We start from the raw sequence: 22,505 nt of genomic DNA on the forward strand, positions 1-22,505 counted from the left end.
CAAGTATATTTGGATAATACAGCGAATACGCCATTAGATTCATAAGTACCACGCTATCACGAACCGCTATGGCGTTTTGCCAGCTCGATTTTCGTATCCAGCTCTTTCACGAGTTTTTCGACATTTGGCTCGCCACCTGCGTTCTGAAAACGGATAAACCCTTCTTTATCGATAACGACTTTGGTCGGGATACCGTTGATACCATAAGCGTTCACGACAGCGTTAGCAGGATCTTTCATCTCATCGAAAAGCACGTAGAAGCTATACTTGCTCTTTGTCATAAAATCCTCTACTAATTCCTTGTAATTATCCTCATTCTGGCGGGTGTCGATAAACAGAAAGACGACATCCGAATCATCCGCATACTTATTTACCGCAGCCTGCATCCCCGGAAAAGAAGCAAGACAAGGACCACACCAGGTAGCCCAGAAATCCAGGATAACGACTTTCCCTCTATAATCAGCCAGAGAAACTGCTTTACCGTTGCGATCCATTAAGGTAAATGCAGGGGCCTGCTTTTTCAACATTTCCTGCTCGTATTTCGCCATACGTTGTGCAGTCGCCTCTTCGTCGAGTGCGTGCAGATGCCTCTCAAAATCTTCTGTAGGGTACAGTTCGAGGTATAGCTCCTTGATGGCCTGCCCCATACTTCCTTCTATACCGTGTTTACGGATAAAGGTTTCATACACCGCTAAGGCGTCCATTTTACGATCTAATGCGACATACGCACCCGCTAACGTGTTTGCATCTGTCGGCGTTGTATCGTTATCATAGTTGGTATCCGAGAGGAGCTTTAGGGCGAGTTCGCTGGCCTGTTGGTAATCGCCGGTATGGTAAAGCATACTTGCATATATAGAAGATATGGTCCGGAGTTCCCTTTCGTAGAAACCCAGCATCGGATCGTTGTCAGCGGCGGATCTCAAGATCGTATTGGCGTCTGCATAGGCATCTTTAGCCAGGGGGAGCAGCGCTTGGTGCTTGTCTTCCCCCTCGACATGCTTATCCAACAAATATACACCATAGACAAAGAAAGGCCCGTCCTTTAGCATTGGTACCAATTCGATTGCTCTGTCTTGATTTCCTTCTTCCAGATAGGCATTGATGACCATGAGCTGCCCTTCCTGAAATTTAGGCTGAAACATCTCATCGTAGCTCGACACATTGTATTTCTGGTTGAATGCGTTGTATTTCTCTTCTAAGTCGGTGGCATTCGCTGCTTCCTGAAACAAGGCATCGTACACCTTACTAGCAGCGTAAAGACCAAGCGGATACTTCTCTTCAGTGGCATTTCGGATGCTATCGGCTTTTTGTTGATCACCAAGGAGCTGTCCATAGGTAAGAATGGCCAAACTAACCAGGGCTTCATTCGGATGGTTGGCTAACACATCGGCCTCGTCCTTCAACTGCTGTTGTACCGCAAGGTCCGCTTTCTCTTCGTACAACTTATTCAGGTGTTCGCGCATCTCCTGATAGGAGATATTCTGCTGGCTAGCTTTGGGTATATACTGTGCAAAAGCGGGGCTTAATACCATCGTGCATGCAGCAAAAAGCAGGAGGCAAAATATCTTTAGGAATGTCGTATTCATAGGTTAAATGTAAGAAAAGTCCTATGTTATTCCAAAAAGCACATTGCTCGCGTAGTGCGTTCCGAATGTGGCTAACACCCATGTTACCGCACAAGAAATGCGGATATGCATCCGCTTTTTTACTCCACCAGAAGTCCAGTTCAACACATGTGCACCCGCCAGGTTTCATCCGTTTTATTTTTTTATGTCTTTGTACGCTTACCACGTATCGACATACGTTCAGCTGCAAGCAATGCCTACTCGTGTTAATGTCCTTGTGGCAACTATCTTAGTTGCTGAAACTCTCATTCATCCACTTTAGGCTATTATAGCTTTTTAGAAATTTAAGGTACAATTCAATAATTTTTTCCTGTGCTTCTATCAGCTTATTTTCCCTACTGTTAATCAGGAAAAGAGAACTTTCACCACTCGCATATTTCGTTTCTTCCGCGATCAAAAGCTTTTCGTAGCTGTTGGCATTTTGCTTAGCCATATCGATCTGTCCGGCATAATTTATCACTTCATTTCTGTATCTGTTCATTTTAGTTGCCAATTCCTGCCTTTTGAAATTGAAATCCATTTCATTTTGGCCGATCTTCAATTTTGCCATGTTATAATCGGCCCTTGCCTGTCTTAGGAAAATGGGTATTTCCAGTTTTACGCCGTATTGGTAATTGTTATCAAAAAACGGAAAGAAGTTGTGGGCGTAGCCCTCCTTCTTAAAGAAATTATAGGTGAAATCCACCTTCGGCAATAGACTCTGCAGTTTCAGTCTTCGGTCACTATCCAGTATATTTCCTTTTTCATCGTAGTAGCGTAATGCCGCGTGACGGCTAAGCGATTGGGCATCTAATCTGTCAAGCAATTCAGGATAGCTATGGTGAGGCACATTATCATCCAGATCCTCGGAAGGTATTATCCATTGGGTCACGTCGTAAGGCTCTCGGTTTTCCTTCCACATGAATAAGGAGAGCTCTTGGGTAGCGTTCAAATATTGGAAGTAAGCATCTCGCTCCTGAAGCTCAAAACGCTGCAGTTGCGCACGCGCTTCGGTCGTGTCTATCGCGGCCTGCTCACCATAAGACAACGTTTTAACTACCAAATCCATACGTCGTCTATTAATATGCACAGCTTGCCTTTGGATTCGATAGCTCTCATACTGTTTTACCCATTCCCAGTAGCTGTTTTCCGCTTCCAATAGGAGTTCATTCGTCAGTAAAGTCTGCTCCGCTTCGGTCATACGTCTGGCAATATGTGCCTGTTCCAACAGAGCCCTCCGTTTATCGTAAAGCAGATTTTTCGCCAACGGTACAGTCAACCCCACTTGATATAAGCCACCCCGCGTATCGCTATTATTCAACTTTTCACCATCCAGGTAGCTATAACTTCCACTTACCGCTACCCCATACCAAGTTGGGATATTTAAGCCAACACCTTGTTGCTGATAGTAATCTATACCGTCTATTGTTTTAGCGCCGCTTTTCCCATCCAGCACCGGATCAAAATTACCCCGTTCACGTCGAATATTTTCGTCTGCCATCCGATTCTGCAAACGGTACTTGAAGGCCATCGGATGATAGCTTTTAACAATAGCTAGAAATTCATCGTGCGATAGGCGTAAGGTATCCTGCCCGTAGCAAAGATGAGAACAGCACCACATCAGCACAATAAGTACATATTTATTTCTTTCCATCCGTTGGTGCTGCTTTTTGATTATCCACGACATAATAATCCGGAGGAAATCCATTGATATTTCGCCATAATTCATACCAGATCGGCACATCGTTAAGAATTGCAATTCCCTGTACACCTGCGCCCACCTTAATCTGCGGGGGCCATGGCTTCTCGCTTTTATCCTCTGCGAGCAAAGCTCTAAAGAGACCATTCGCACCGATGTTGCTCTCTACCGCAATGACCTTTGCCGCAAATGTACCATAGCTGGTATTTGGCCATCCTGAAAACACGATAGCCGGAAAACCATCAAATACACACATCACACGCTGCCCTTCCTTAAGCAAAGGCAGGTCTACCGGTCTGACATAGATTTCCACGGCGTAATCCACCTGATTAGGCACAATGGTTCCGATGCTCTCCGTGTCTTTCAATATTTCGCCAATACCTGCCTTACTAAGCTGTACCACCTGTCCACTCTGCGAAGCCAGTACAGCATACAGTCCCTGCCTGGCCCGGTAATTTGCAACTTGGTTCTCCAGCTTGGCAATATCACCCATGCTACCTTCGATCAGTCCCATACTTTGCAGCCTATCTCCCTCGGTCTTACTGAGCTTTTCCGCATAATCTTGGATGGTCGAGTTTTGTTCTATTTCTACCGCAACAATTTCCTGTCGTGTTTGCGCCAATTTATTGTCTATTGCGGTCTTTTTGGCTAAAGCGTTTTGGTAAGTAACACTTCGCTGCTGAAATTGGGTAAGCGATACCAGTCCCTCATCATACATTTTTTTCTGACGGTTAAACTGATCTTCATTTAACGCTAGCTCATTGGTTGCAGCCAGAAGTTCAGCCTCCTCCGCAGCTAGCTTACTGTTCAACTGGCTTATTTTTACCTTGAGCTGCGAGAGCTTTAATTCTCGCGCAGCATCTAACGCCTTAAGCTGGCTATGTGTCGTACCTACCTTTGCTTCGTAATAATCGCGCACCCCCTGTTTAGCACGTACCTGCTGCTCCGTTCGTTCAATCAAAAGCGGATCCAAATAATCTTCTTTCACCTCAGACAGTTCCAATATCGTATCACCCTTATTGACGAAGTCCCCGTTCTTCACATGCCATTTGATGATCTTTCCAGGTATAAGCGAGTTAAGCTGCTGCGGCCGCTGGTCCTGATAAAGCGTCGTCACAGAGCCTTTAACCTTTATATTCTGGGTCCAAGGCAGAAAAAGCGCTGCCAAGCAGAGTACTATTACCACGACAAACCACCTTTTTACGTTGGATTTCCGGTGAACATGGTATATTTTATCAAATGATTCCAGTTTCATGTTTTTCGAAGTCTTCACTTAGTTTCGATCGTACGGTTATTAAGATAGAGATGCTTATCTGCAAGTTCAATAACTTCTTTCTCTTGGGATACAACGATGATGGTCGTATACTGTTTTATTTTATTAAGGTATTGCATCAACTTTGATCTAAACACCTCATCCATTCCATCAAAAGGATCTTCCAACAACAGTAGTCTATTATTGCCCAAGAGCGCACGCAGCAATAGAATGATCTTTCTAGAGCTAAATGATATTTCCGTATCCGTCTCACTCAGTAAGGTAAAGAAGCCATTGCTAAATTGATCGGACAGTTGGACTATACCAATTTCCTCGGCCAGTGCCAATATATCTTCGGTGCTGATATCCGCTCTACCCAGCACGATATTCTCGTGCAGCGTACCCTTAATGATGGTCATATCATCCATATAAAGCCCTATCCGGTTACGCATCGCAATCTTGTCGATGTTTTTCATCGGAATTTTATCAATCAATATGGATCCCGCTGTAGGCGGATAAAATCCTGCCAGCATATTTAACAATAAGGTTTTACCGGCCCCCAGCTTTCCCGAAACCGCCGTCAGCGTATTCGCCTCGACGTGAAAATCAAGCTGTTTAAAAATTGGCGCACGATCGCCAAACGTCAAACTCACATCTTTAAAAACTACCTCCATTCCGCCTGTGTGATTCTCAAGTGCAATCTCTCCATTATCCTCCTCGAGAAGCCCGGTAACTTTATTGAGCTTAACGATAGAAGCGATCATATTATAGTAATGTTCCAAGCTTCGGATCAGCTTACCCACTGCGGCCATTATCGTTAGTACCACGATCTCCGTCGCCACGAATGCACCAATGTTCAGTTTTTGATTCACCATTAAATACGTACCGATAGCTAGCATGACCAATGTAATAATGACGTTAAAACCAATGATCGCCTTATATTGAAACAATAGGACCTTAAAATGCGTAGTTCGGTTTTCCAAATATTGCACCACACGTTTATCCGTACCAGCGAGATGTAGATCAGTTTTGGAAGTAATCTTAAATGTTTTAATGGCACCGGCAATATCTTCGATCCAAGAAGCGACCTCATATTTTCTATTACTTTCCTCCACGATCGAGCGGATGCCCGAATCCATCGTGAAATAAAAAATAGCGACAACAATGATAACGACCACCGCGCCGAAAACCAAAAACCAAGGGTGATAAAAGGACAAGAGCAAGATCCCGAAAAATATCTGTATCAGTGCCGTAGGTATTTCAAGCAGGATTTTAGAAATACCTTTTTCGAGATTCAATATATCAAAAAAGCGGTTTACTAACTCGGGCAGGTAATATTTTTTGGCTGCAGGCAGATCAATTTTGGGTAATTTTTTGGCGAATGCGAACGTATATTCCACGAAAATTTTCTGTTGTATTTTTTCAATAATCTGCATCACTTTGATGCGAAAGAGTCCGGTCAAGAAGGTACCTAAAACCACAAAACCAATCAACAAATACAAAGACGTCACCATCGTAGCACCCATCACGAAACTGACGATCGCTTGTATACCTAGGGGAATACTTAATTGGACAAGACCGCTAAGAATAGCGTAAATGTATATGGCTGCTACATCCTTTTTTTCTTTTGTGATCTGTTTGAACCACATTCTTCTGCTCATCGCATAATCTTGTTCCTGTGCCATTATTAGTCGTTTTTTTTAGCATAGACTTCGATTTCCAACTCTTTTACTACTCATTACGACATCACGAAGCTACGATCACTTTAAGGTAAACTTAAAGCCATAATTAATCAAGTTTTCGCAAATATATTAAATCAGCACAAAAGATGGTAACAGCAGATAAAATAGTTATCAAAAGTCTTGCAAACTTTGCAAGACAAGGAAATACATCGCTTTATAGCCCACAAAGTACAATTACAAATATTCACTGAAGTTGGTCAGTACTTACTCGTACGCGATCGCTTATTGGAGATTAATAATTAGCATTAGCAAGCACGGAATTTAATACCATAGCTTTTTTAAGTGTCACATGGAAAAGTAGCCTTCAAACAATACTATTCGAGAATTGCAGCATAAAGTTTTCACATTTATGCTGCAATCACAATTAAACATTTAAGTGTGTTACGATAAGTACATCACTATTTCCCAAACGACTGTACAAGGTCTGATTCGGCCAGCACCAAATGATCGATGCCATTTGCCGCTTGCAAAGCTACGTACATGCTTTTCACTCCGCCGCCCTGGCTTCCCCACAATTTAGATGGTAATTGAATGCTTGACATATAACTGTAATTAACATCATTATTTAGCAGATATTCTTTTGTACCAGCCTTCAAAAGAAGCACATACATTTCTCCATCCAATGGTGCTATCTGGAAGTATTCTGTTCGCTGCTTTGGTTTTACATCTCTTGCGAGATAGGTAACCGAATTGATGTCCGAACCGTCTCCATAAACAATATCTACTGGCATATCGTCCGGAAAGTCAAAATAAAATGCTATTTGATCCACACCGGGTATCGCATCCGGATACGCAAAGGTATTGGTCACCTTTGTACCATCATAGAAGAAAGTAAAGCTTTCATCTGCGGGGTCATCCTGTTCTATCGTCGTGCTGTAAAGCACTTCACCCGAACTTTTTTTCCGCAGGTCCATTGCAATCGGGGCATCATCTTCAAATGCGATTCGTCCATTATACATAATCCTTCCGTAGAGATCACGCATTTTTATACCGTTGAAATATTGTTCCAGCGTATCACGCATCACAAAACCTTTGAACTCGATGGGAATAAACTCCTTTACAGGTTTCACGACCAATTCGCCCTCCTTTTCACAGGAAGTGGCAAAAACCGCAAGTACGGCTATCGAAATAAGTAGTATTTTATATCTATTTTTCATCTGCAATGTATTAAAAATTATAAGAAAGAGAAAGGCTAAAACTACGGCCTATGTAACGCGTAAAACTCTGGTCATCGCCTATCTGCTCTGGATAGCCGTTCTCTTTGGTACTATAGCCTTCTTCAAACTTGTCTGTAAACCCAAATTTGTATTTATACATGTCATGCCATTCCTGGTCAACCTTAAACTCGTCTGTCTTCAATTCATAAGTTTTTCCACTATTTACAAAAAAGCGGTAAGGGGCGTCCGTAAGATTGCTCATATTAAGCTTAAACTGAGCTTTGTCATGAAAGAACCTGTAAGTTACCTGTGCGTCCAGCTGGCTCCTTGGCCTTTCATACTCTACCAGATTCGGACTCACACCAGTGATAAAAGTTTTATAACCCATATGGTTAAATGTTACATTAAACCCTAAGTGTTTGCCTGTATAGTTTAGTCCGCCGTTCAATGTAAGAGGCACCTGTCCATAAAGCGGACGCTTATTTCTCAGATAGATATAGTACGATACTTGATTGCCGGCATCGTCCTGCTCATACCGCAATTCCCTGGACCGCACTTCTGATTTGAGCAGGGTGATATTACCGCTTAATGTAGTATTTCGTAAGACGCCGACCTCGGGCGCTATAAAGCCAAGGGACTTTCTAAATTCCATTTCCATTCCCCTGATCTTTCCCCAGTCGGAGTTATTGGTGAAGACATATAACCTATCTGTTCCTGAAATCGAGTTGGTACCATAAAACTCTGCAGGCTTGTCAAAATATTTATAGAATGCACCAATAGAGAGGATGTCTCCCGGGTTGGGGAACCATTCCAGCTTGACATCAAAGTTGTCAATAGCCGTCGACTCCAGTCCCAGATTGACCTGCATTCTTCCCAAATAGGCATTGTAACGCGAGAAGCGGGAGTTGTCCATCAGCGACGGCCTCACTACCGTTTTGGCATAGGAAACACGAATATTGAAGTCATCTATAGGTGTATAAGTTAAATGTGCAGAAGGAAGCAAACGCCATCTTACACTATCACGAAGGGTAACTTCGGGTGTCCATTGCATATTCATGCTATTCTGCAGACTGTCATACCTGAGGTATTCATATCGGGCTCCCCAAACCATCCGCAGTTTGCCTGCAATTTTATTGTCCATCATCAGGTAGCCTGCCCTGTTCACATCTTTACCTTCGTACTTGTCCTGGTGGTAACTACTGGGCATGTAAAAGGGATCTTTGCTGGGATTTTCCATACCCATATCATTTCCCCATTCTTGTAGCGGCCTGTCTTTGTAAGGGTCGGCTAATGTCGCAAAACTCACGATAGGCAGTATCGTCCACTCATAGCTTGCATGTCGGTCTAAATGGTAGAGTCCGGCTTTAAGGGACTGCTTTTGGTTATAAATATTAAAATCAAAAGTCGCATTTAATCCTGCTGTGAGGTTTCGCTCGCTGTAGACGTACTTATCGCGTTGAGCGACACCTCCTCCGCCAGAAGTAGTAGCCTGTCCAGGGATATAGTTGTACCGTACTTCATTGGCCAACTCCTCAGGCATCAAGAGCGCCGTAACCGCATCAAGTTCCTCCGAATGGCTCGTAACTCTGGCCACATTCCAGTCCAATTTTACCCTACCCAGCACATGTTCGCCGCTAAGCTTATTTTGCAATAAATTAGTAAATACCGGGCGGTCATCTTCGCGGATAACTGGGTGTCGATATGTGCTTTCATCTTTCGGTTCCGAAAACGTCCAACCGGTGATCCGTTCCATTTGCTCGCTAAAGACGCGTGAGTAGAAATTGTTAGATGTAATCTGATGCTTGCCATCTCTGTACCCTGCGTTCAGCATGGTGCCAAGCGTGGTATTGAAACTATATATTCCACCGGTGTTGAGATCGTTCGGATCCTCCGGATTTTCGACAACGCTCCAGTTTCCCCGGCGAATATTGGTGATATCGTCAATGCTTTGTGTATTGCGGTAGCTTACCGAACCGACAAACCCGAATTTATTCCCTCTTTGCTGCGACAGGTCGTAAATTCTGCCAATGCTGAACTGGTAATTTTGAGAAGGTGCCGCCTTAAATACCCTACTTCCCAGACGCTCTGTCCCGCCGATTCTGCGATTCTGTTCGATTACCTCTGCAACAGGTGTGCTGTTGGGCGCATTACCAGGCCTAAAATTAGACATATCGTTAAGTCCTTCGGGAAAGTGATTCCTGCTACCGTCGTCAAAACCCAAATAATCATATTTTCCACGCTGGTAACCATAAAAGTCTTTACCGGTAGACCTGGAATTATAGGAGCTACCCAGACTGAAGCTTAGGAAATTACTTTGGGGAATAGAAATGGTATTAACCTGAACGAGGCCCCCTGCAAAACCAGCGTTCATATCGGGGGTAGCAGATTTGCTCACTACTACACTCTCTACCAGATTAGTAGGTACGATGGAAAAGTCAAAATTCCGGCTCATTACCGTAGTGCTGGGCAGCAATATACCATCCAGCTGCGCCATGTTATATCGTTCTGCAGCACCACGCACCACGACGTTTTTATCATCGGTGGTACTTAATCCGGTTATTCGTTTTAAGCTCTCGCCTATATTTCTGTCCGGTGTTGCGGCAATTTGTTCTGCCGAAATCCCATCGGTCACCGTTGCCGCATTTTTCTGTCGTGCGTATAATCCGGCTACACTTTCCTTTTTGAAACTACCGGTTACGACAACCCCGCTGACCTCATTTATGGCAGCACTCAGAGCTATCGTGAGTTGGGTTAGTTCCCCTTCTTTCACCAGCACTTCAGTAATGCGTTTGGTCTGGAAAGAGATATAGCTAACTTCGATGGTGTAGCTACCGGGTGCAATACTGAAGTTATAGCTCCCATCTACGCTGCTCTGTCGCTGATTATTGGTTTGCATGATTTTTACACTTGCACCGGCCAACGGTTCGCCTCGGTCGTCCACAATCTTTCCGGAGATACGACCGAGCTGTTGCAGGATCATATTTGGCGATTTCCCGTTATTGCGGATCGTATTCAAGGGCGTTAAATTTGCTTTTTTTGATACGATCACCGCTTGCTCGCCGATGGTGAATTTTAAGGGCTGGTCTTTAAAGATCGTTGTCAACACGGCTTCCAGTTCACCATTTTCAACAGTAAGGCTGACTGGTTTTGCGGCTTTCAGAATGGCTCCCTCGATCATAAATCCATAGCCAGTCTGTCGGCTGATCTTTTTGAAGACCTTGGCAAGGGAGGCATTTTTTTCAGAAAGACTGATCTTTTGTGCAATTGCAGCTGCATTGACCTGTAGCATTCCCACCAGTAAAAAGAAAGACGTTAGCTTCGTCATGCGTAGTAATTTTCGGACATGGCTGTTCCACCCGCCCTTTTTTTGCGTATATTTTTTATACATTTGTTTGTCTGTGAAAAAGTTATTTGTATCTCGAAATTCATTTGACCATATGCAGACATGGGCCAGTTGTGTTGCAAGCACTTCTGGCTTTTTCGTTGTATATGGTATCCATTTTGATTAAACGTAGAATTATTGTCTTATCATTATCCTCCTTCCTTCTAACCTTACGTGGCTAGATTTAAAAGTCTCCATAATTTTCATAACCTTAGCAAAAGACCAGGAACGGGGAATGCGCCCCGTAAAAGTTTCTTTGGTTTGGGGGCCCTCAAATACGACGTCTAGGTCGTACCAACGCGACAACTCCCGCATCACGGTCTGAATATCCGCATCGGTAAAGTCAAAAAATCCGTCTTTCCATGCCGTAACCTCCGCAACATCAACCTCGCTAACCGCAATGCCGGTCTTAGTAACGACCGCCTGTTGCCCTGGTTTAAGAATTTTCGCTTGGCCCGCAGTGGTAATAGCCACCGAACCTTCCAACAGCGTTGTCCTACTGGCACCCGTGTTCTGATAAGTGTTCACGTTGAAATGCGTACCCAATACCTCTACCATTTGTGTACTCATTTTTACCCGAAATGGTTTACGAACATCGTGGGCAACCTCAAAATAAGCTTCTCCAGTCACTTCGACCTCCCGGTAATTTTCGGTAAACGAGGCGGGGTAGCTGATTGATGACGCCGCATTCAAGAATACTTTTGTTCCATCGGAGAGTACAAGGCCGTATTGGCCGCCCCGTGGCGTGCTGAGGGTATTCCGAATGTTAGACTTCCCGTCGCCCTGCTGGTCGTATGATACTGTGCCGTCCGTTGCCTTGCGGACGATTGTATTGCCTTGACTGGCAAGTTCCCCGTGCTGGACATCGTTTAGTATAATTTGTTTACCATTTCCCAAGGTCAGTATCGCTTTGTTGCCGCCTGGGGCAAAATCTGTAATGGTGGTAGCGATCGCCTGCTTCTTCTCGAAACTTTTATTTAGAAGAAGATAGCCACCTAACGTTGAAATGATTAATACGCTTGCTGCTACCATGGCTTTTGTCCATAGCGATACCGACTTATTTGATTGCAAGGGCGAATGGTATTCTTCTGCCAATCTGGTCTCAATAGTCTTATCGATGCGTTGGAACAACCTAGCCTTCGCCTTTTGCTGCTGTCCGGTCGTCAATTTATCGGTAATATTTGGATGGTCTTCAAATGACTGGAACCAGGTTTCCAGTTCCTGCACATCTTCGTCTGTAGCCAGGCCCTTATCAAATTTATCTATTAATGATAGGATACGGGCATTTTTGTCGTCCATTGTTATCGCTTTATATAGTGGAGTACCTCTGCGGAACAAAAGCGGGAACGTTTTTTTAAGAAAATTTTCAGCCCAATGACAACCTGCTATTTATCAACACGATACCACATACAGCAACTCATTAAAAGAATAGCATACAGGCCAAAATTAGGTTGATGGGGTAGCCCTTGAACTGCGCGCGCATGATATTCATAGACTTTGTAATGTGTTTCCGAACCATCGAGAGCGATATGCCCAGTTTATAAGCTATATCCTGGTTTGATAATTGATCAATGCGGCTGAGTAAAAAAACGTCGCGGCAGACACTAGACATTTTTTCGGTTGTCCGAGATATTTCTTCCTGAAGTTGCTTGGTTTCAAGTGCCTTATCAGGTGTTAGGGGTTGCGTCTGTTCGGTATAAATTGCCGAACTTACATAATTGTTATGCACCTGCTGCGCACGGTAGGTTTTGTATAACTGGTATTTTACGGCGGCGCGGAGATATGCTTCCAGCGAATTCACTTTAATACTTTTCCTGCGAAGATAAAGATCCACAAAAACATTTTGCACAATTTCTTCTGCAGATTCCATGGATAGGCCACGTTTTCCCACCATATCGATTAGCATCTTCCAATAGCGGTCATATAGCTTGGCAAAAGCTGTGCGGTCGTCCTCCTGTTGGATCAAATCCAGAAGCATTTCGTCCGTGCACTGTGAACCATATTTTGCCATAATTATAAACAGAGGCAAAAATAAACAGTTGCTACTACGCTAATATTGAGTTAGTATTAAGTAATTATTAATATTGAAGCCTCCCCTTGCAGGAGATAAGTGGTCGGTAGTTCGAAGTTCCATGGTTAGTTGTGGAAACAGGTGATTTATTATTCCTGCACTGGTTTTACTCGCAAAAATGCCGATGAAATTAGCCGTAGGGACTTCCCTATTTATCATCGCTGCGAAATCCCTTTTAGGGTTTACCGGATTATCTGTTGTTGGAATTTTTATCGGAATTTTTCTATCTAAAAAAACAGAAGGCAACAAACTTAAATCCGCATTCGGTTGGTTTGTACTGCTTATGGGAATCTATATCCTTATCAAAGAATTATTCTTATAAAAACGAAGTCTTGTAACTTATGTTACTGTATAGGTTATAAGCAGATTATAATTTTGTATTATAAAATTTAAAACATTAAAAAACATAGACATGAGAGTAGAACAAATTTATACAGGATGTTTAGCTCAAGGAGCCTATTATATCGAAAGTAATGGCGAAGCAGTTGTAATAGATCCACTTCGTGAAGTACAACCTTATATTGAAAAAGCAGAAAAAGATGGTGCCAAGATTAAATACGTATTGGAAACGCACTTTCATGCTGACTTTGTAAGTGGTCATTTAGACTTGGCTAGTAAGACCGGAGCAACCATTGTTTTTGGCCCTACCGCAAAACCGGAATTTGAGGCACATGTTGCAGAAGATGGTGAAATTTTAAACGTCGGAGATGTCCACATCAAAGTGCTCCACACACCCGGACATACCATGGAAAGTACTTGCTTCCTGCTGATGGATGAAGAAGGCAAAGAAACAGCCTTGTTTACAGGAGACACCTTGTTTATTGGAGATGTTGGTCGTCCCGATTTGGCACAAAAAGTTATTGCTGATCTGACACAAGAGAAATTGGCTGCTCATTTATATGATTCTCTATACAACAAAATCATTCCGTTGGCAGACGATATTATCGTATATCCGGCACACGGAGCAGGTTCGGCTTGTGGCAAAAATATGAGCAAGGAAACTACCGATACCTTAGGAAATCAAAAGAAAACCAACTATGCTTTACAGCCTATGAGCAAAGAAAAATTCATCGATGAAGTATTGGATGGTTTGATGCCTCCTCCGGGATATTTTCCAGAAAATGTTTTGATGAATATTAGAGGCTATGAAAGTATCGATGAAGTATTGAATAAAGGAACACAGGCTTTAAACCCAACAGAATTTGAAGCTACTGCAAACGAAATCGACGCATTGCTATTAGACACTCGTGATGCACAGACTTTTGCCAAAGGATTTATTCCGAATTCCATCAATATCGGTATCGATGGCAACTTTGCACCTTGGGCAGGAACACTAATTCCGGATATCAAACAAACCATTTTGTTGATTGCGGACGAAGGCCGTGAAGAAGAAATCGTTAGCCGCTTGGCTCGTGTTGGTTACGACAATACCATTGGCTATTTAAAAGGCGGATTTGAAGCGTGGAAAAATGCAGGAAAAGAAACCGATACCATCGAATCTATTCCAGTTAATGAATTGGTAAGGCGAATGGAACAAGATCCAAATCTAAATATTTTAGACGTTCGCAAAAAAAGCGAACATTTTTCAGAGTATGTGATTGGTTCCGAAAACATAGCCTTAGATTATATCAATGATCATATTGCCGAAGTAAGCAAAGACAAAATCTATTATGTACACTGTGCGGGTGGTTATCGTTCTATGATATTCAACTCTATCCTAAGAGCAAGAGGTTATGAAAATTTGATTGACGTTCAGGGCGGATTTACAGCAATAAAAGAATCCGGTCAACTCAAGGTAAGCGATTACGTTTGTCCAACAACTATGCTTTAATCAATAACATTTAAAGCTAAAAATTGGAAGTATATAATCTTGGGGGCGATCTTTTTCAGCTTCTCTCTTTGACGAGCGGGCTGATTGCCCTGCTCGTACGGGAATCGCTAGAGGAAAATATAATTTGCTGTAAGTGCAGTGGGATATCCCTGTCCATGTTCTTTACAAATTTTTTCATTAATTGTAGCCAATAGAGTTGTTTGAGCAAATTTTCCAGATTAACCACCTAGTGCCATTGTACTGATACTAAATTCTCCTTCCTGGTTGCTGCTGCCTGTCCAGCCCTTTCCTGGCGAGCGTGAGCAAGTAGAATTGCAACTTAAAGGGGAGGCATTTTACGAAGGAAGTGAGTTCTACGATACCTACATATCTTCCATAGACAGGCCTAGAAACCTGACCTGGAATAACGCAAGTTCTTTCTGCAAAGCTTTAGATTTTTGTTCTAGTATCCTTAAATCTATTTTCTTAGGATTTCTTTTCACTTCAGCTAGCGTTGCAGTCTTGTCGAGATGGTTCAAGGCGACGATATCAATCTCATTTTGACCTTTGCTGTCCCAAAAGTTACCTATTTCTGTCACACGCTCTTCTAAGCTTATCTTTTCTCGAAAATATTGTTCCAATATCAGTCCACTATACTGTTCGTATCCTTTGCTAACAAATTCACGGAGCAGGTCCAATCGTCCTATTTCAATAAGCGACTGATGCGGGTATATGAATCTAAACCAAAAGCTAAGATAATGGTCCTTAAGGCTCCATCTGCTTTTGCGGCTATTGGGTTTGGAAAACATAGGTTTGTTGCGCACAATCAGTGAATAATGCTCTTCGAGGTTGTTCAGATAAGATCCTGTATTTTTTTCGATAATGGAATCAATTTCACTCTGTGTGTTCTTTCCAGAAGCAATCAATTGGAGTATAGAGAAATAAGTACCATATTCCTTACCAAATTCGGTGATCAAAATATCCTTTCCTTCACCTAAGAATGGAGAATCCGACCGGGCAATCATATCCAGCATTTGATCTTTCGTAACGGCTCCGGCATCCATTAGGAGTTCAATATATTTGGCTACTCCGCCTGAAACCATGTAAAGACAAAGTAAATCTTCTGGCTCGAAATCTGGATTATAATCCCGTAATATCTCCTTAATTACATTCACCTTGAATGGTTGAACAATCATTTTTGAAGTCAGTCTACCAAACAGCGGCTCTTTATTATGCTCAAATATTTTAGTCATTAGAGAGTATACGGATCCGCAGACGATTAGATTAATCTTAGCCTGAGCTTTATATTGGTCCCATAAATTCTGAATATCACTAAATATTGAAGGGTTTACATTTTCAAATTCTTGAAACTCATCAATTATAAGCGTAAAATGTTCTTTTGCTGCAAATAACAAAAGTTGCTCAAACAGGTTTCTGAAAGAACTCACTGTACCAAAGATCCGGAGTCCAAGCATCTGCTCCGCGTCTTTCTGAAACTGCTGGCACAGCAGGTTTTCATTTTTACGGGATACAAAAAGATATAGATATTTCTTTCCCTTAACGGATTCAATCAACAGGGAGGTCTTGCCAACACGCCTTCTGCCAATTATAGCCTGAAAACAAGCGTTTTCAACGGATCGCTTAAGATTGCTTTCCAGCAATACAAGCTCGTTATGTCTGTTGTAGAATTTCATATGCAGTTTACTTAACAACCATTAAGTTAATGTTCGTTAAGTTAATGGTCGTTACAAAAATAACATATTTTATTTAAACAAAGAATTAGTATTTTACTATACAGTTACTTAAGCAAGAGCACCGGTGCTAACCGAACGACCGCCGAAGGCAGCTGCGAAGCAAACTGAGCTCTACGGACGCTACTTTTGTATTTTATAAACTACAAAATTAATATCATTTTGCAATATAGAAACAACAATATGCAAACATTAATCTCCCCCTCCTATGTAGAAATTGTACCGCACACATCACAATTATAGGTAAAAAACGTATCGCATGCGATACGTTTTTAAATAGTTTTCGTACCTTTGACGATACAATGGAAATGTTAGCAAATAAATACAGGGAACTACTGCAACAGACTAAAGTTAATTTTGTGCGTGGGCTATCTGACAAAATCAACTGGGATTCACGTGCGATATGCATCGAAGGAGCAAGAGGTACCGGAAAATCTACTCTGATGCTACAATATATAAAATCTAACTTGTCGCTTGATCAGACGCTATATTTATCCCTGGATGACTTATATTTTAAGCAACATAGCCTCTTATCTGTTGCCGAAACGTTCTATCAAGAAGGCGGTAGATACTTATTTCTGGATGAGGTCCATAAATATGAAGATTGGCAAACCGAAGTAAAAAATCTTTATGATTTTAAGCCGCAATTAAAAATCGTACTTTCCGGCTCATCTATATTAGCCTTACAGCAGTCGAATGCAGATTTGAGCCGGAGACTATTGCACTATCATCTACCTGAGCTGTCACTTCGTGAATATATAGCACTCAAGGCAAAAGTATCCATCCCTATATACAGCCTGAGTGATCTATTACAAAACCACCGTGCCATCGTGGATGATATTAAAAACTTCTTACCATCCCCGCTCAAATTTTTTCGCGAATATCTCACCTATGGTGCATATCCATTCTCGATGGAGGGAGAAGCCGAATACCTCATGCGCATTCAACAATTGATCAATGTCATTATTGACTATGACCTCCCAGAGGCCCGTCCAATCGAGCTAAGCAGTTTGTCCAAGCTGAAAAAACTGCTCTACATTATTTCTACAGCGGTGCCGTTTACACCAAACATTTCCCGTCTAGCGGAGCAAATTGTCACTTCTAGAAGCAGACTGCTTGAAATGCTAGATCTCTTGGAAAAAGCGCAGCTTGTCCGCAACCTGCGCAGTTCTGCATTTGGCATCTCCCTTATGAATAAACCGGAAAAAATTTTCCTGAACAACAGCAGTTTAATCATGGCCCTAGCAGAGGGACAACCCAATATCGGAAATTTAAGAGAAACATTTTTTTATTCTCAATTAGCAGGAGCGGGTTTTCGTGTCTCTTACCCAAAAAAGGGAGACTTTCTGATAGACAATCAATACACATTTGAAATCGGCGGAAAAAATAAAGATTCGAAACAAATAGCGACAGAAGTTCAGGCGTATTTGGCCATTGATGACATAGAATACGGAACGGTAGGAAAGATTCCGCTTTGGCTCTTCGGTTTCCTATACTAAAATTTATTTACTTAAGCACGAGCACAGACTTTCCATAATTGCTTATACAGTGAGCATTTTCGAATAAGCTCAAATTAGTTAATTTTACGAGCAGAATTTTAAGAAGCTAAAGCGAATTGAAAAAGTCAATATCCATAAAAAATAAAATTGAAGCGGAGGAACTATTAAAAGTTTCGTCGTTTAGAAAGGAAATTCGCACAACCGAGCCCCATAAGCATAACAGCTATTTTGAGATCATCTACCTTCGCGAAGGTAGCGGCTCACACACCATTGACCACACTTCATATTCGATAGCTCCACCTACCATATTTTTTGTTCGCAAAGAACAGGTACACCACTGGAAGATTACCAATGTGCCAGAGGGATATGTTTTACTCTTAAAAAAAGGCTTCGTTGAGAAATCGCTCGATAATGAACTGAAGAAACATTTATCCAAATTAAGCGTATTTAACTGTGTTCATTTGAAGGAAACCAAAAGTATCGATGCATTGTTCAATCTTCTTACATTAGAGAAGGACTTCATCGTAACGGAGGGATTATTGAAAGCACTATTTGCAAAAATTTTGATTGCTTCAAAGCCCATGCCCCTTCAAACCAATAAAAAAACGAGTGGTATAATATCATCATTCCGGGAATTACTAAACCAGACAAACGACTTGCACAACAGTGTCGCTTACTATGCAGAAAAGTTCCACACGACACCACAAAACCTCAATGCAATTTGTCGTAAAGCGTTAAACCAATCAGCGGCTGAGGTAATTGCCGAGCATATTATCAGCGAGGCAAAAAGACAGTTAATTTATACGGAATGCAGTGTCTCTGAGATAGCTTACAATTTAAATTTTAGTGACAGCTCCCATTTTGTAAAGTTTTTTAAACGTTATACGGGCGTCACCCCGCTTATATTTCGCAATACCTAAAAGCCACTAGGATATTTTCAAATATACCGTATAAAACACCTTCTATTGTACGAAATTTGTTTAATGTAAACAAAATAACAATCCAAATTTCATTAAAATATCTACATATTATGTTTCAAAAAATAACCAAGACAGACCTATCAAAGACCACCATACTTATTCGTATCATGATAGGTGCTGTATTTCTTTCGGAAGGCATTCAGAAATTTTTATTCCCAGCTATTCGCGGAGCAGGGCGTTTTGAAAAAATTGGTTTACCGTCTCCCGAATTTTTAGGAAGTTTTGTAGGTACTTTTGAAATTCTCTGTGGAATACTTGTCCTTACTGGACTTTTCACAAGACTGGCTAGTATTCCATTGATTACTATTATGTTGGTTGCCATTGCAGCCACCAAATCGGAAGTTTTAGCGGAAAAGGGATTTTGGGAAATGATGCACGGAAGCCGAACCGATTGGGCCATGCTCGTGGGAAACATCTTCCTATTGATAAAAGGTGGAGGTCGATGGTCGATTGATAGCCTTGTATTCAACCCCGACACTTTAAATCAAATAGATGAAGTCGAATTAAGAAAGTAAGAATGGAAGAGAAAGTAAATTTGAAAGAACTTGCTAAAGTCTTCGCAAAGTTGGGCATTATCGGTTTTGGAGGCCCTGCAGCACACATTGCCCTGATGCGTGATGAAGTCATCATAAAACGAAAATGGATGAATGAACAGCATTTCTTGGATTTGCTGGGAGCCACAAACCTTATTCCTGGTCCCAACAGCACCGAAATGGCCATCCATATCGGTTATGACAAAGGAGGATGGAAAGGATTAATAACAGCAGGCTTATGTTTTATTCTACCTGCCGTATTCATTACAGGGATTTTTGCATTGCTATATCGTAATTACGGGCAATTACCTGAGGTTCAGCCATTTATTTACGGCATTAAACCTGCCATCATTGCCATTATAATTGGGGCGGTTTATCCTTTGGCAAGAAAGTCTGTCAAATCCGTATTTTTAGGTTACATTGGTGTTGTGGTAGCGTTAGCAGCCGTGTTTGGTATTAATGAAATTTATTTAATGTTTGGAGCGGGTTTACTGGCTCTTTCACTGTTTTATATTCAGAACAAAAAGTCCGCCAGGTGTCAAAGTATAATACCTCTTATTTTCCTGCAAATCACACACACAACTTTCTGGACTGCCACGAATGCCCAATTATTTTGGACATTCCTTAAAATCGGCTCCATACTTTACGGAAGTGGGTATGTCTTGTTTGCTTTTTTAGATACAGAATTGGTAGCAACAGGATTATTGACAAGACAACAATTAATGGACGCCATTGCCGTGGGACAGTTCACGCCTGGTCCTGTTTTTTCATCTGTAACATTTATTGGCTTTCAACTCAATGGACTTGCAGGAGCCGTTATCTCAACTATTGCCATTTTTCTTCCTTCATTTGTATTTGTAGCACTGCTCAATCCAATAATGAAAAAGTTACGAAATTCTAAAGGGTTTTCCACCTTTTTAGATGCTGTCAATGTAGCATCTGTAGCAATTATTGTAGCTGTGTGTTTTGAAATGGCCAAAGAAACTATTACTGATTGGCGAACTATTTTGATTGCGGTTGTAAGTGCGATAATCGTTTTAAAATTCAAAAGAGCCAATAGTTCGTTTATAATTTTGGGAGGATCACTTTTGGGATATATTTTGAGAATCGTTTAAAAAACAAAAAATACCGATGACGGGAATCACGAATCTGTCCCTACTCCAATGTAGAAATTCCATTTTTATTATTACCAGTCTTGGGGAGAGCCGGTAAAAAAGGTATCGAGTACATTCCAGATCAGAACGAATTGATTACATTGCTATATACGGCGAATAGCGGAACTTCCAGATTATACTACGATTTTGTTGATGACACGGATTTTGCTCCTACTAGCTACGGTGACCTTGCTGCCGTCCGTATACGGTTTTAGTAATGGTCATAGAAGATGCGGATAGAATAACTATCCGCATCCATATTAGCTTATCTTAGCTCAGGATAATTCTTTGTCGGTTCGATTACATACGTACTAACGGCTTCATGCATGTTTCCATAATCGTCCTGCGCCCGTACGCGGATCTCGTGCTCACCGATGGCTAAATCGATCGGTAAGCCCACCCGCCAAAGGTGCGCACTCATCACTGCATCTGTGGGACGTCGCCCAGGCAGAAGTGTATCCAGGTTATCCCAGGGATATAAAAGAGCCAGATAGGCGGGATCATTCGATTGCGTAGGCATCATCTTGCCCCAGGCACCTCCGTCAATGGAAAACTCGACTGTACTCCCGTGATGGCCCATAAAAAAGTTTGCAAATATAGCTGCGCGCGTACGTTTGCCTTGCCCGACAACTTTCGGATTGAATATATTGATCTGATAAGTCGAATCTTTTCCTGACGCCTGGTAACGAATCTGGTACTTATGCGCATCAAAATCTATAAACGCATATCCATTCGGCGTACCATCGCGCATAGTCGCCATGGGAACACCGCGCTCATCCAACTGCCCGGAATACCAATCGCCTGAAGTGGTACCGACATTGTATTCATGATGGGGCTTTTCCTGATGCCATCCATCGGATTTTCCATAGAAATGCTGGGTTTGCGTGTGCATATGTGCCGATAGGGATAACGTATGTGGATAATCTTTTAGCAGATCAAACAATCGCTGCCTATCTTCTGCCCTAAACGTATCTCCATTCCGATGATCTAAGGGAATATGAAATGCCAAAACGACTAGACGGTCTTTAGCAACGTGCTTTAAATCATTTTCAATAAAATCAAGCTGCTCTTTTCGAAAACCACCCAAATAACCACGACCAGTGCGGGGGTTAGGATACCGCACATTATCGAGAACAATAAAATGCACTTTGCCATAGTTGAACGCATAGTTAACCGGACCAAAATTTGCTTCGAATGTTTCGTCCGACAGGCTATCGGCATCGACATTAAAATTCATATCGTGGTTACCCTTCAAATTGTACCAAGGAAGACCAATTCGCGCGATACTCGCTTTATAACCCGGATGTAGACTTAAATCATCACCAACGAGATCACCTAGGCTCAGCCCAAAAGCCACATTTTTTATTCCCACTACTTCATCCACGATCGCACGATTGAAGAAAGTCAATTCCTGTTCCGTATACGCCTGCGGATCACCGAAAACTAGCATCCGGAACTGATCAGCCTCCTTCGCTTCCGTTAAGCCAAAATCGATTGTTTTTGGAAGAGGACCTGTCGGTGCTACACCCGCATACTGCAGGTTTGTGGGAGATCCCTTCGGCTTGTGGATGTAATACGATTTCGCCAGGTAATCACTATCAAACGGCAATGTATAGCCGCTAGGTTTAATAACAAAAATTATGTTATCATCGCCTACAGGAAGTTGATACGCCCCATTCGCATCCGTTAATACAACAGCTGATCCATTGCTCACCGCTACGTTAGGTATTCCTGATTCCTTTTTATCCCACTTGCCATTGTTGTTCAAGTCGTGGTAAACTCTTCCTTTTGCTATTTCCTGAGCTTGGCACCATGCCGAAAGCAACAGCATGCTGCTACTTAAAATAATAGATAGATTACGTCTCATTGTC

At 42.1% G+C, this 22,505-nt stretch carries 16 protein-coding genes; 6 read left to right on the forward strand and 10 right to left on the reverse strand.

Features of this window, described 5'->3' with window-relative positions:
• Positions 1–56: 56 nt before the first annotated feature.
• From FAZ19_RS21620 to FAZ19_RS21655, 8 genes are all read right to left on the reverse strand, one after another.
• Positions 57–1,586, reverse strand: coding sequence for a TlpA family protein disulfide reductase (locus tag FAZ19_RS21620; protein ID WP_136822852.1), 1,530 nt, complete (start codon positions 1,584–1,586; stop codon positions 57–59).
• A gap of 268 nt (positions 1,587–1,854) precedes the next feature.
• Positions 1,855–3,258, reverse strand: coding sequence for a TolC family protein (locus FAZ19_RS21625; protein ID WP_169305742.1), 1,404 nt, complete (start codon positions 3,256–3,258; stop codon positions 1,855–1,857).
• Positions 3,245–4,558 carry an HlyD family secretion protein gene (locus FAZ19_RS21630; RefSeq protein ID WP_136822854.1) on the reverse strand — a complete coding sequence of 438 codons (1,314 nt, stop codon included), beginning with the start codon at positions 4,556–4,558 and terminating at the stop codon, positions 3,245–3,247. Before FAZ19_RS21630 ends, FAZ19_RS21625 begins: the two co-directional genes overlap by 14 nt.
• 14 nt (positions 4,559–4,572) lie before the next feature.
• Positions 4,573–6,240 (reverse strand): peptidase domain-containing ABC transporter, encoded by a 1,668-nt coding sequence (locus tag FAZ19_RS21635; protein ID WP_211245552.1) that lies wholly within the window; start codon positions 6,238–6,240, stop codon positions 4,573–4,575.
• A gap of 455 nt (positions 6,241–6,695) precedes the next feature.
• A complete protein-coding gene (locus FAZ19_RS21640; RefSeq protein ID WP_136822855.1) occupies positions 6,696–7,454 on the reverse strand; it encodes a hypothetical protein in 759 nt (252 codons plus the stop codon).
• A gap of 10 nt (positions 7,455–7,464) precedes the next feature.
• Entirely contained in the window at positions 7,465–10,842 is a 3,378-nt protein-coding gene (locus FAZ19_RS21645; RefSeq protein WP_136822856.1) for a TonB-dependent receptor domain-containing protein, read from the reverse strand.
• 129 nt (positions 10,843–10,971) lie between these two features.
• Complete coding sequence (locus FAZ19_RS21650) at positions 10,972–12,135, reverse strand: FecR family protein (protein ID WP_136822857.1); 1,164 nt, start codon at positions 12,133–12,135, stop codon at positions 10,972–10,974.
• Between the two features lie 121 nt (positions 12,136–12,256).
• Positions 12,257–12,847: an RNA polymerase sigma factor gene (locus tag FAZ19_RS21655; protein ID WP_136822858.1), complete on the reverse strand. Its 591-nt coding sequence runs from the start codon at positions 12,845–12,847 to the stop codon at positions 12,257–12,259.
• A 184-nt stretch (positions 12,848–13,031) separates the two neighbouring features.
• Here FAZ19_RS21655 and FAZ19_RS21660 point away from each other — a divergent pair, with 184 nt between their 5' ends.
• Both FAZ19_RS21660 and FAZ19_RS21665 read left to right on the forward strand, forming a co-directional pair.
• Positions 13,032–13,229: a hypothetical protein gene (locus FAZ19_RS21660; RefSeq protein WP_211245553.1), complete on the forward strand. Its 198-nt coding sequence runs from the start codon at positions 13,032–13,034 to the stop codon at positions 13,227–13,229.
• 90 nt (positions 13,230–13,319) lie between these two features.
• Positions 13,320–14,738 (forward strand): MBL fold metallo-hydrolase, encoded by a 1,419-nt coding sequence (locus FAZ19_RS21665; protein WP_136822859.1) that lies wholly within the window; start codon positions 13,320–13,322, stop codon positions 14,736–14,738.
• A 362-nt stretch (positions 14,739–15,100) separates the two neighbouring features.
• Here FAZ19_RS21665 and FAZ19_RS21670 read toward each other — a convergent pair whose 3' ends face one another.
• Complete coding sequence (locus FAZ19_RS21670) at positions 15,101–16,411, reverse strand: ATP-binding protein (protein ID WP_136822860.1); 1,311 nt, start codon at positions 16,409–16,411, stop codon at positions 15,101–15,103.
• Between the two features lie 365 nt (positions 16,412–16,776).
• Between FAZ19_RS21670 and FAZ19_RS21675 the strand changes: the two genes are divergently transcribed.
• The 4 genes from FAZ19_RS21675 to chrA all read left to right on the forward strand — a co-directional run bounded on the left by FAZ19_RS21675 (position 16,777) and on the right by chrA (position 20,595).
• A complete protein-coding gene (locus FAZ19_RS21675) occupies positions 16,777–17,967 on the forward strand; it encodes an ATP-binding protein (RefSeq protein WP_169305743.1) in 1,191 nt (396 codons plus the stop codon).
• 116 nt (positions 17,968–18,083) lie between these two features.
• A complete protein-coding gene (locus tag FAZ19_RS21680; RefSeq protein ID WP_136822862.1) occupies positions 18,084–18,887 on the forward strand; it encodes an AraC family transcriptional regulator in 804 nt (267 codons plus the stop codon).
• 110 nt (positions 18,888–18,997) lie between these two features.
• On the forward strand, positions 18,998–19,462 hold the full coding sequence (locus FAZ19_RS21685) for a DoxX family protein (RefSeq protein ID WP_136822863.1): 465 nt from the start codon (positions 18,998–19,000) through the stop codon (positions 19,460–19,462).
• 2 nt (positions 19,463–19,464) lie between these two features.
• Positions 19,465–20,595: a chromate efflux transporter gene (gene chrA / locus FAZ19_RS21690; protein ID WP_136822864.1), complete on the forward strand. Its 1,131-nt coding sequence runs from the start codon at positions 19,465–19,467 to the stop codon at positions 20,593–20,595.
• A gap of 304 nt (positions 20,596–20,899) precedes the next feature.
• Here the strand turns inward: chrA and FAZ19_RS21695 are convergent, their stop codons facing one another.
• Positions 20,900–22,501 (reverse strand): calcineurin-like phosphoesterase C-terminal domain-containing protein, encoded by a 1,602-nt coding sequence (locus FAZ19_RS21695; RefSeq protein ID WP_136822865.1) that lies wholly within the window; start codon positions 22,499–22,501, stop codon positions 20,900–20,902.
• Between the last annotated feature and the right edge of the window lie 4 nt (positions 22,502–22,505).

This window comes from Sphingobacterium alkalisoli, from assembly GCF_005049105.1.
GTDB lineage: Bacteria > Bacteroidota > Bacteroidia > Sphingobacteriales > Sphingobacteriaceae > Sphingobacterium > Sphingobacterium alkalisoli.

Coding starts and splice junctions, on each gene's coding strand:
- FAZ19_RS21665 (WP_136822859.1), top strand. CDS start 13,320: ATGAGAGTAGAACAAATTTATACAGGATGTTTAGCTCAAGGAGCCTAT.
- chrA (WP_136822864.1), top strand. CDS start 19,465: ATGGAAGAGAAAGTAAATTTGAAAGAACTTGCTAAAGTCTTCGCAAAG.
- FAZ19_RS21640 (WP_136822855.1), bottom strand. CDS start 7,454: ATGAAAAATAGATATAAAATACTACTTATTTCGATAGCCGTACTTGCG.
- FAZ19_RS21630 (WP_136822854.1), bottom strand. CDS start 4,558: ATGAAACTGGAATCATTTGATAAAATATACCATGTTCACCGGAAATCC.
- FAZ19_RS21675 (WP_169305743.1), top strand. CDS start 16,777: ATGTTAGCAAATAAATACAGGGAACTACTGCAACAGACTAAAGTTAAT.
- FAZ19_RS21625 (WP_169305742.1), bottom strand. CDS start 3,258: ATGGAAAGAAATAAATATGTACTTATTGTGCTGATGTGGTGCTGTTCT.
- FAZ19_RS21685 (WP_136822863.1), top strand. CDS start 18,998: ATGTTTCAAAAAATAACCAAGACAGACCTATCAAAGACCACCATACTT.
- FAZ19_RS21670 (WP_136822860.1), bottom strand. CDS start 16,411: ATGAAATTCTACAACAGACATAACGAGCTTGTATTGCTGGAAAGCAAT.
- FAZ19_RS21660 (WP_211245553.1), top strand. CDS start 13,032: ATGAAATTAGCCGTAGGGACTTCCCTATTTATCATCGCTGCGAAATCC.
- FAZ19_RS21650 (WP_136822857.1), bottom strand. CDS start 12,135: ATGGACGACAAAAATGCCCGTATCCTATCATTAATAGATAAATTTGAT.
- FAZ19_RS21645 (WP_136822856.1), bottom strand. CDS start 10,842: ATGTATAAAAAATATACGCAAAAAAAGGGCGGGTGGAACAGCCATGTC.
- FAZ19_RS21695 (WP_136822865.1), bottom strand. CDS start 22,501: ATGAGACGTAATCTATCTATTATTTTAAGTAGCAGCATGCTGTTGCTT.
- FAZ19_RS21635 (WP_211245552.1), bottom strand. CDS start 6,240: ATGGCACAGGAACAAGATTATGCGATGAGCAGAAGAATGTGGTTCAAA.
- FAZ19_RS21620 (WP_136822852.1), bottom strand. CDS start 1,586: ATGAATACGACATTCCTAAAGATATTTTGCCTCCTGCTTTTTGCTGCA.
- FAZ19_RS21655 (WP_136822858.1), bottom strand. CDS start 12,847: ATGGCAAAATATGGTTCACAGTGCACGGACGAAATGCTTCTGGATTTG.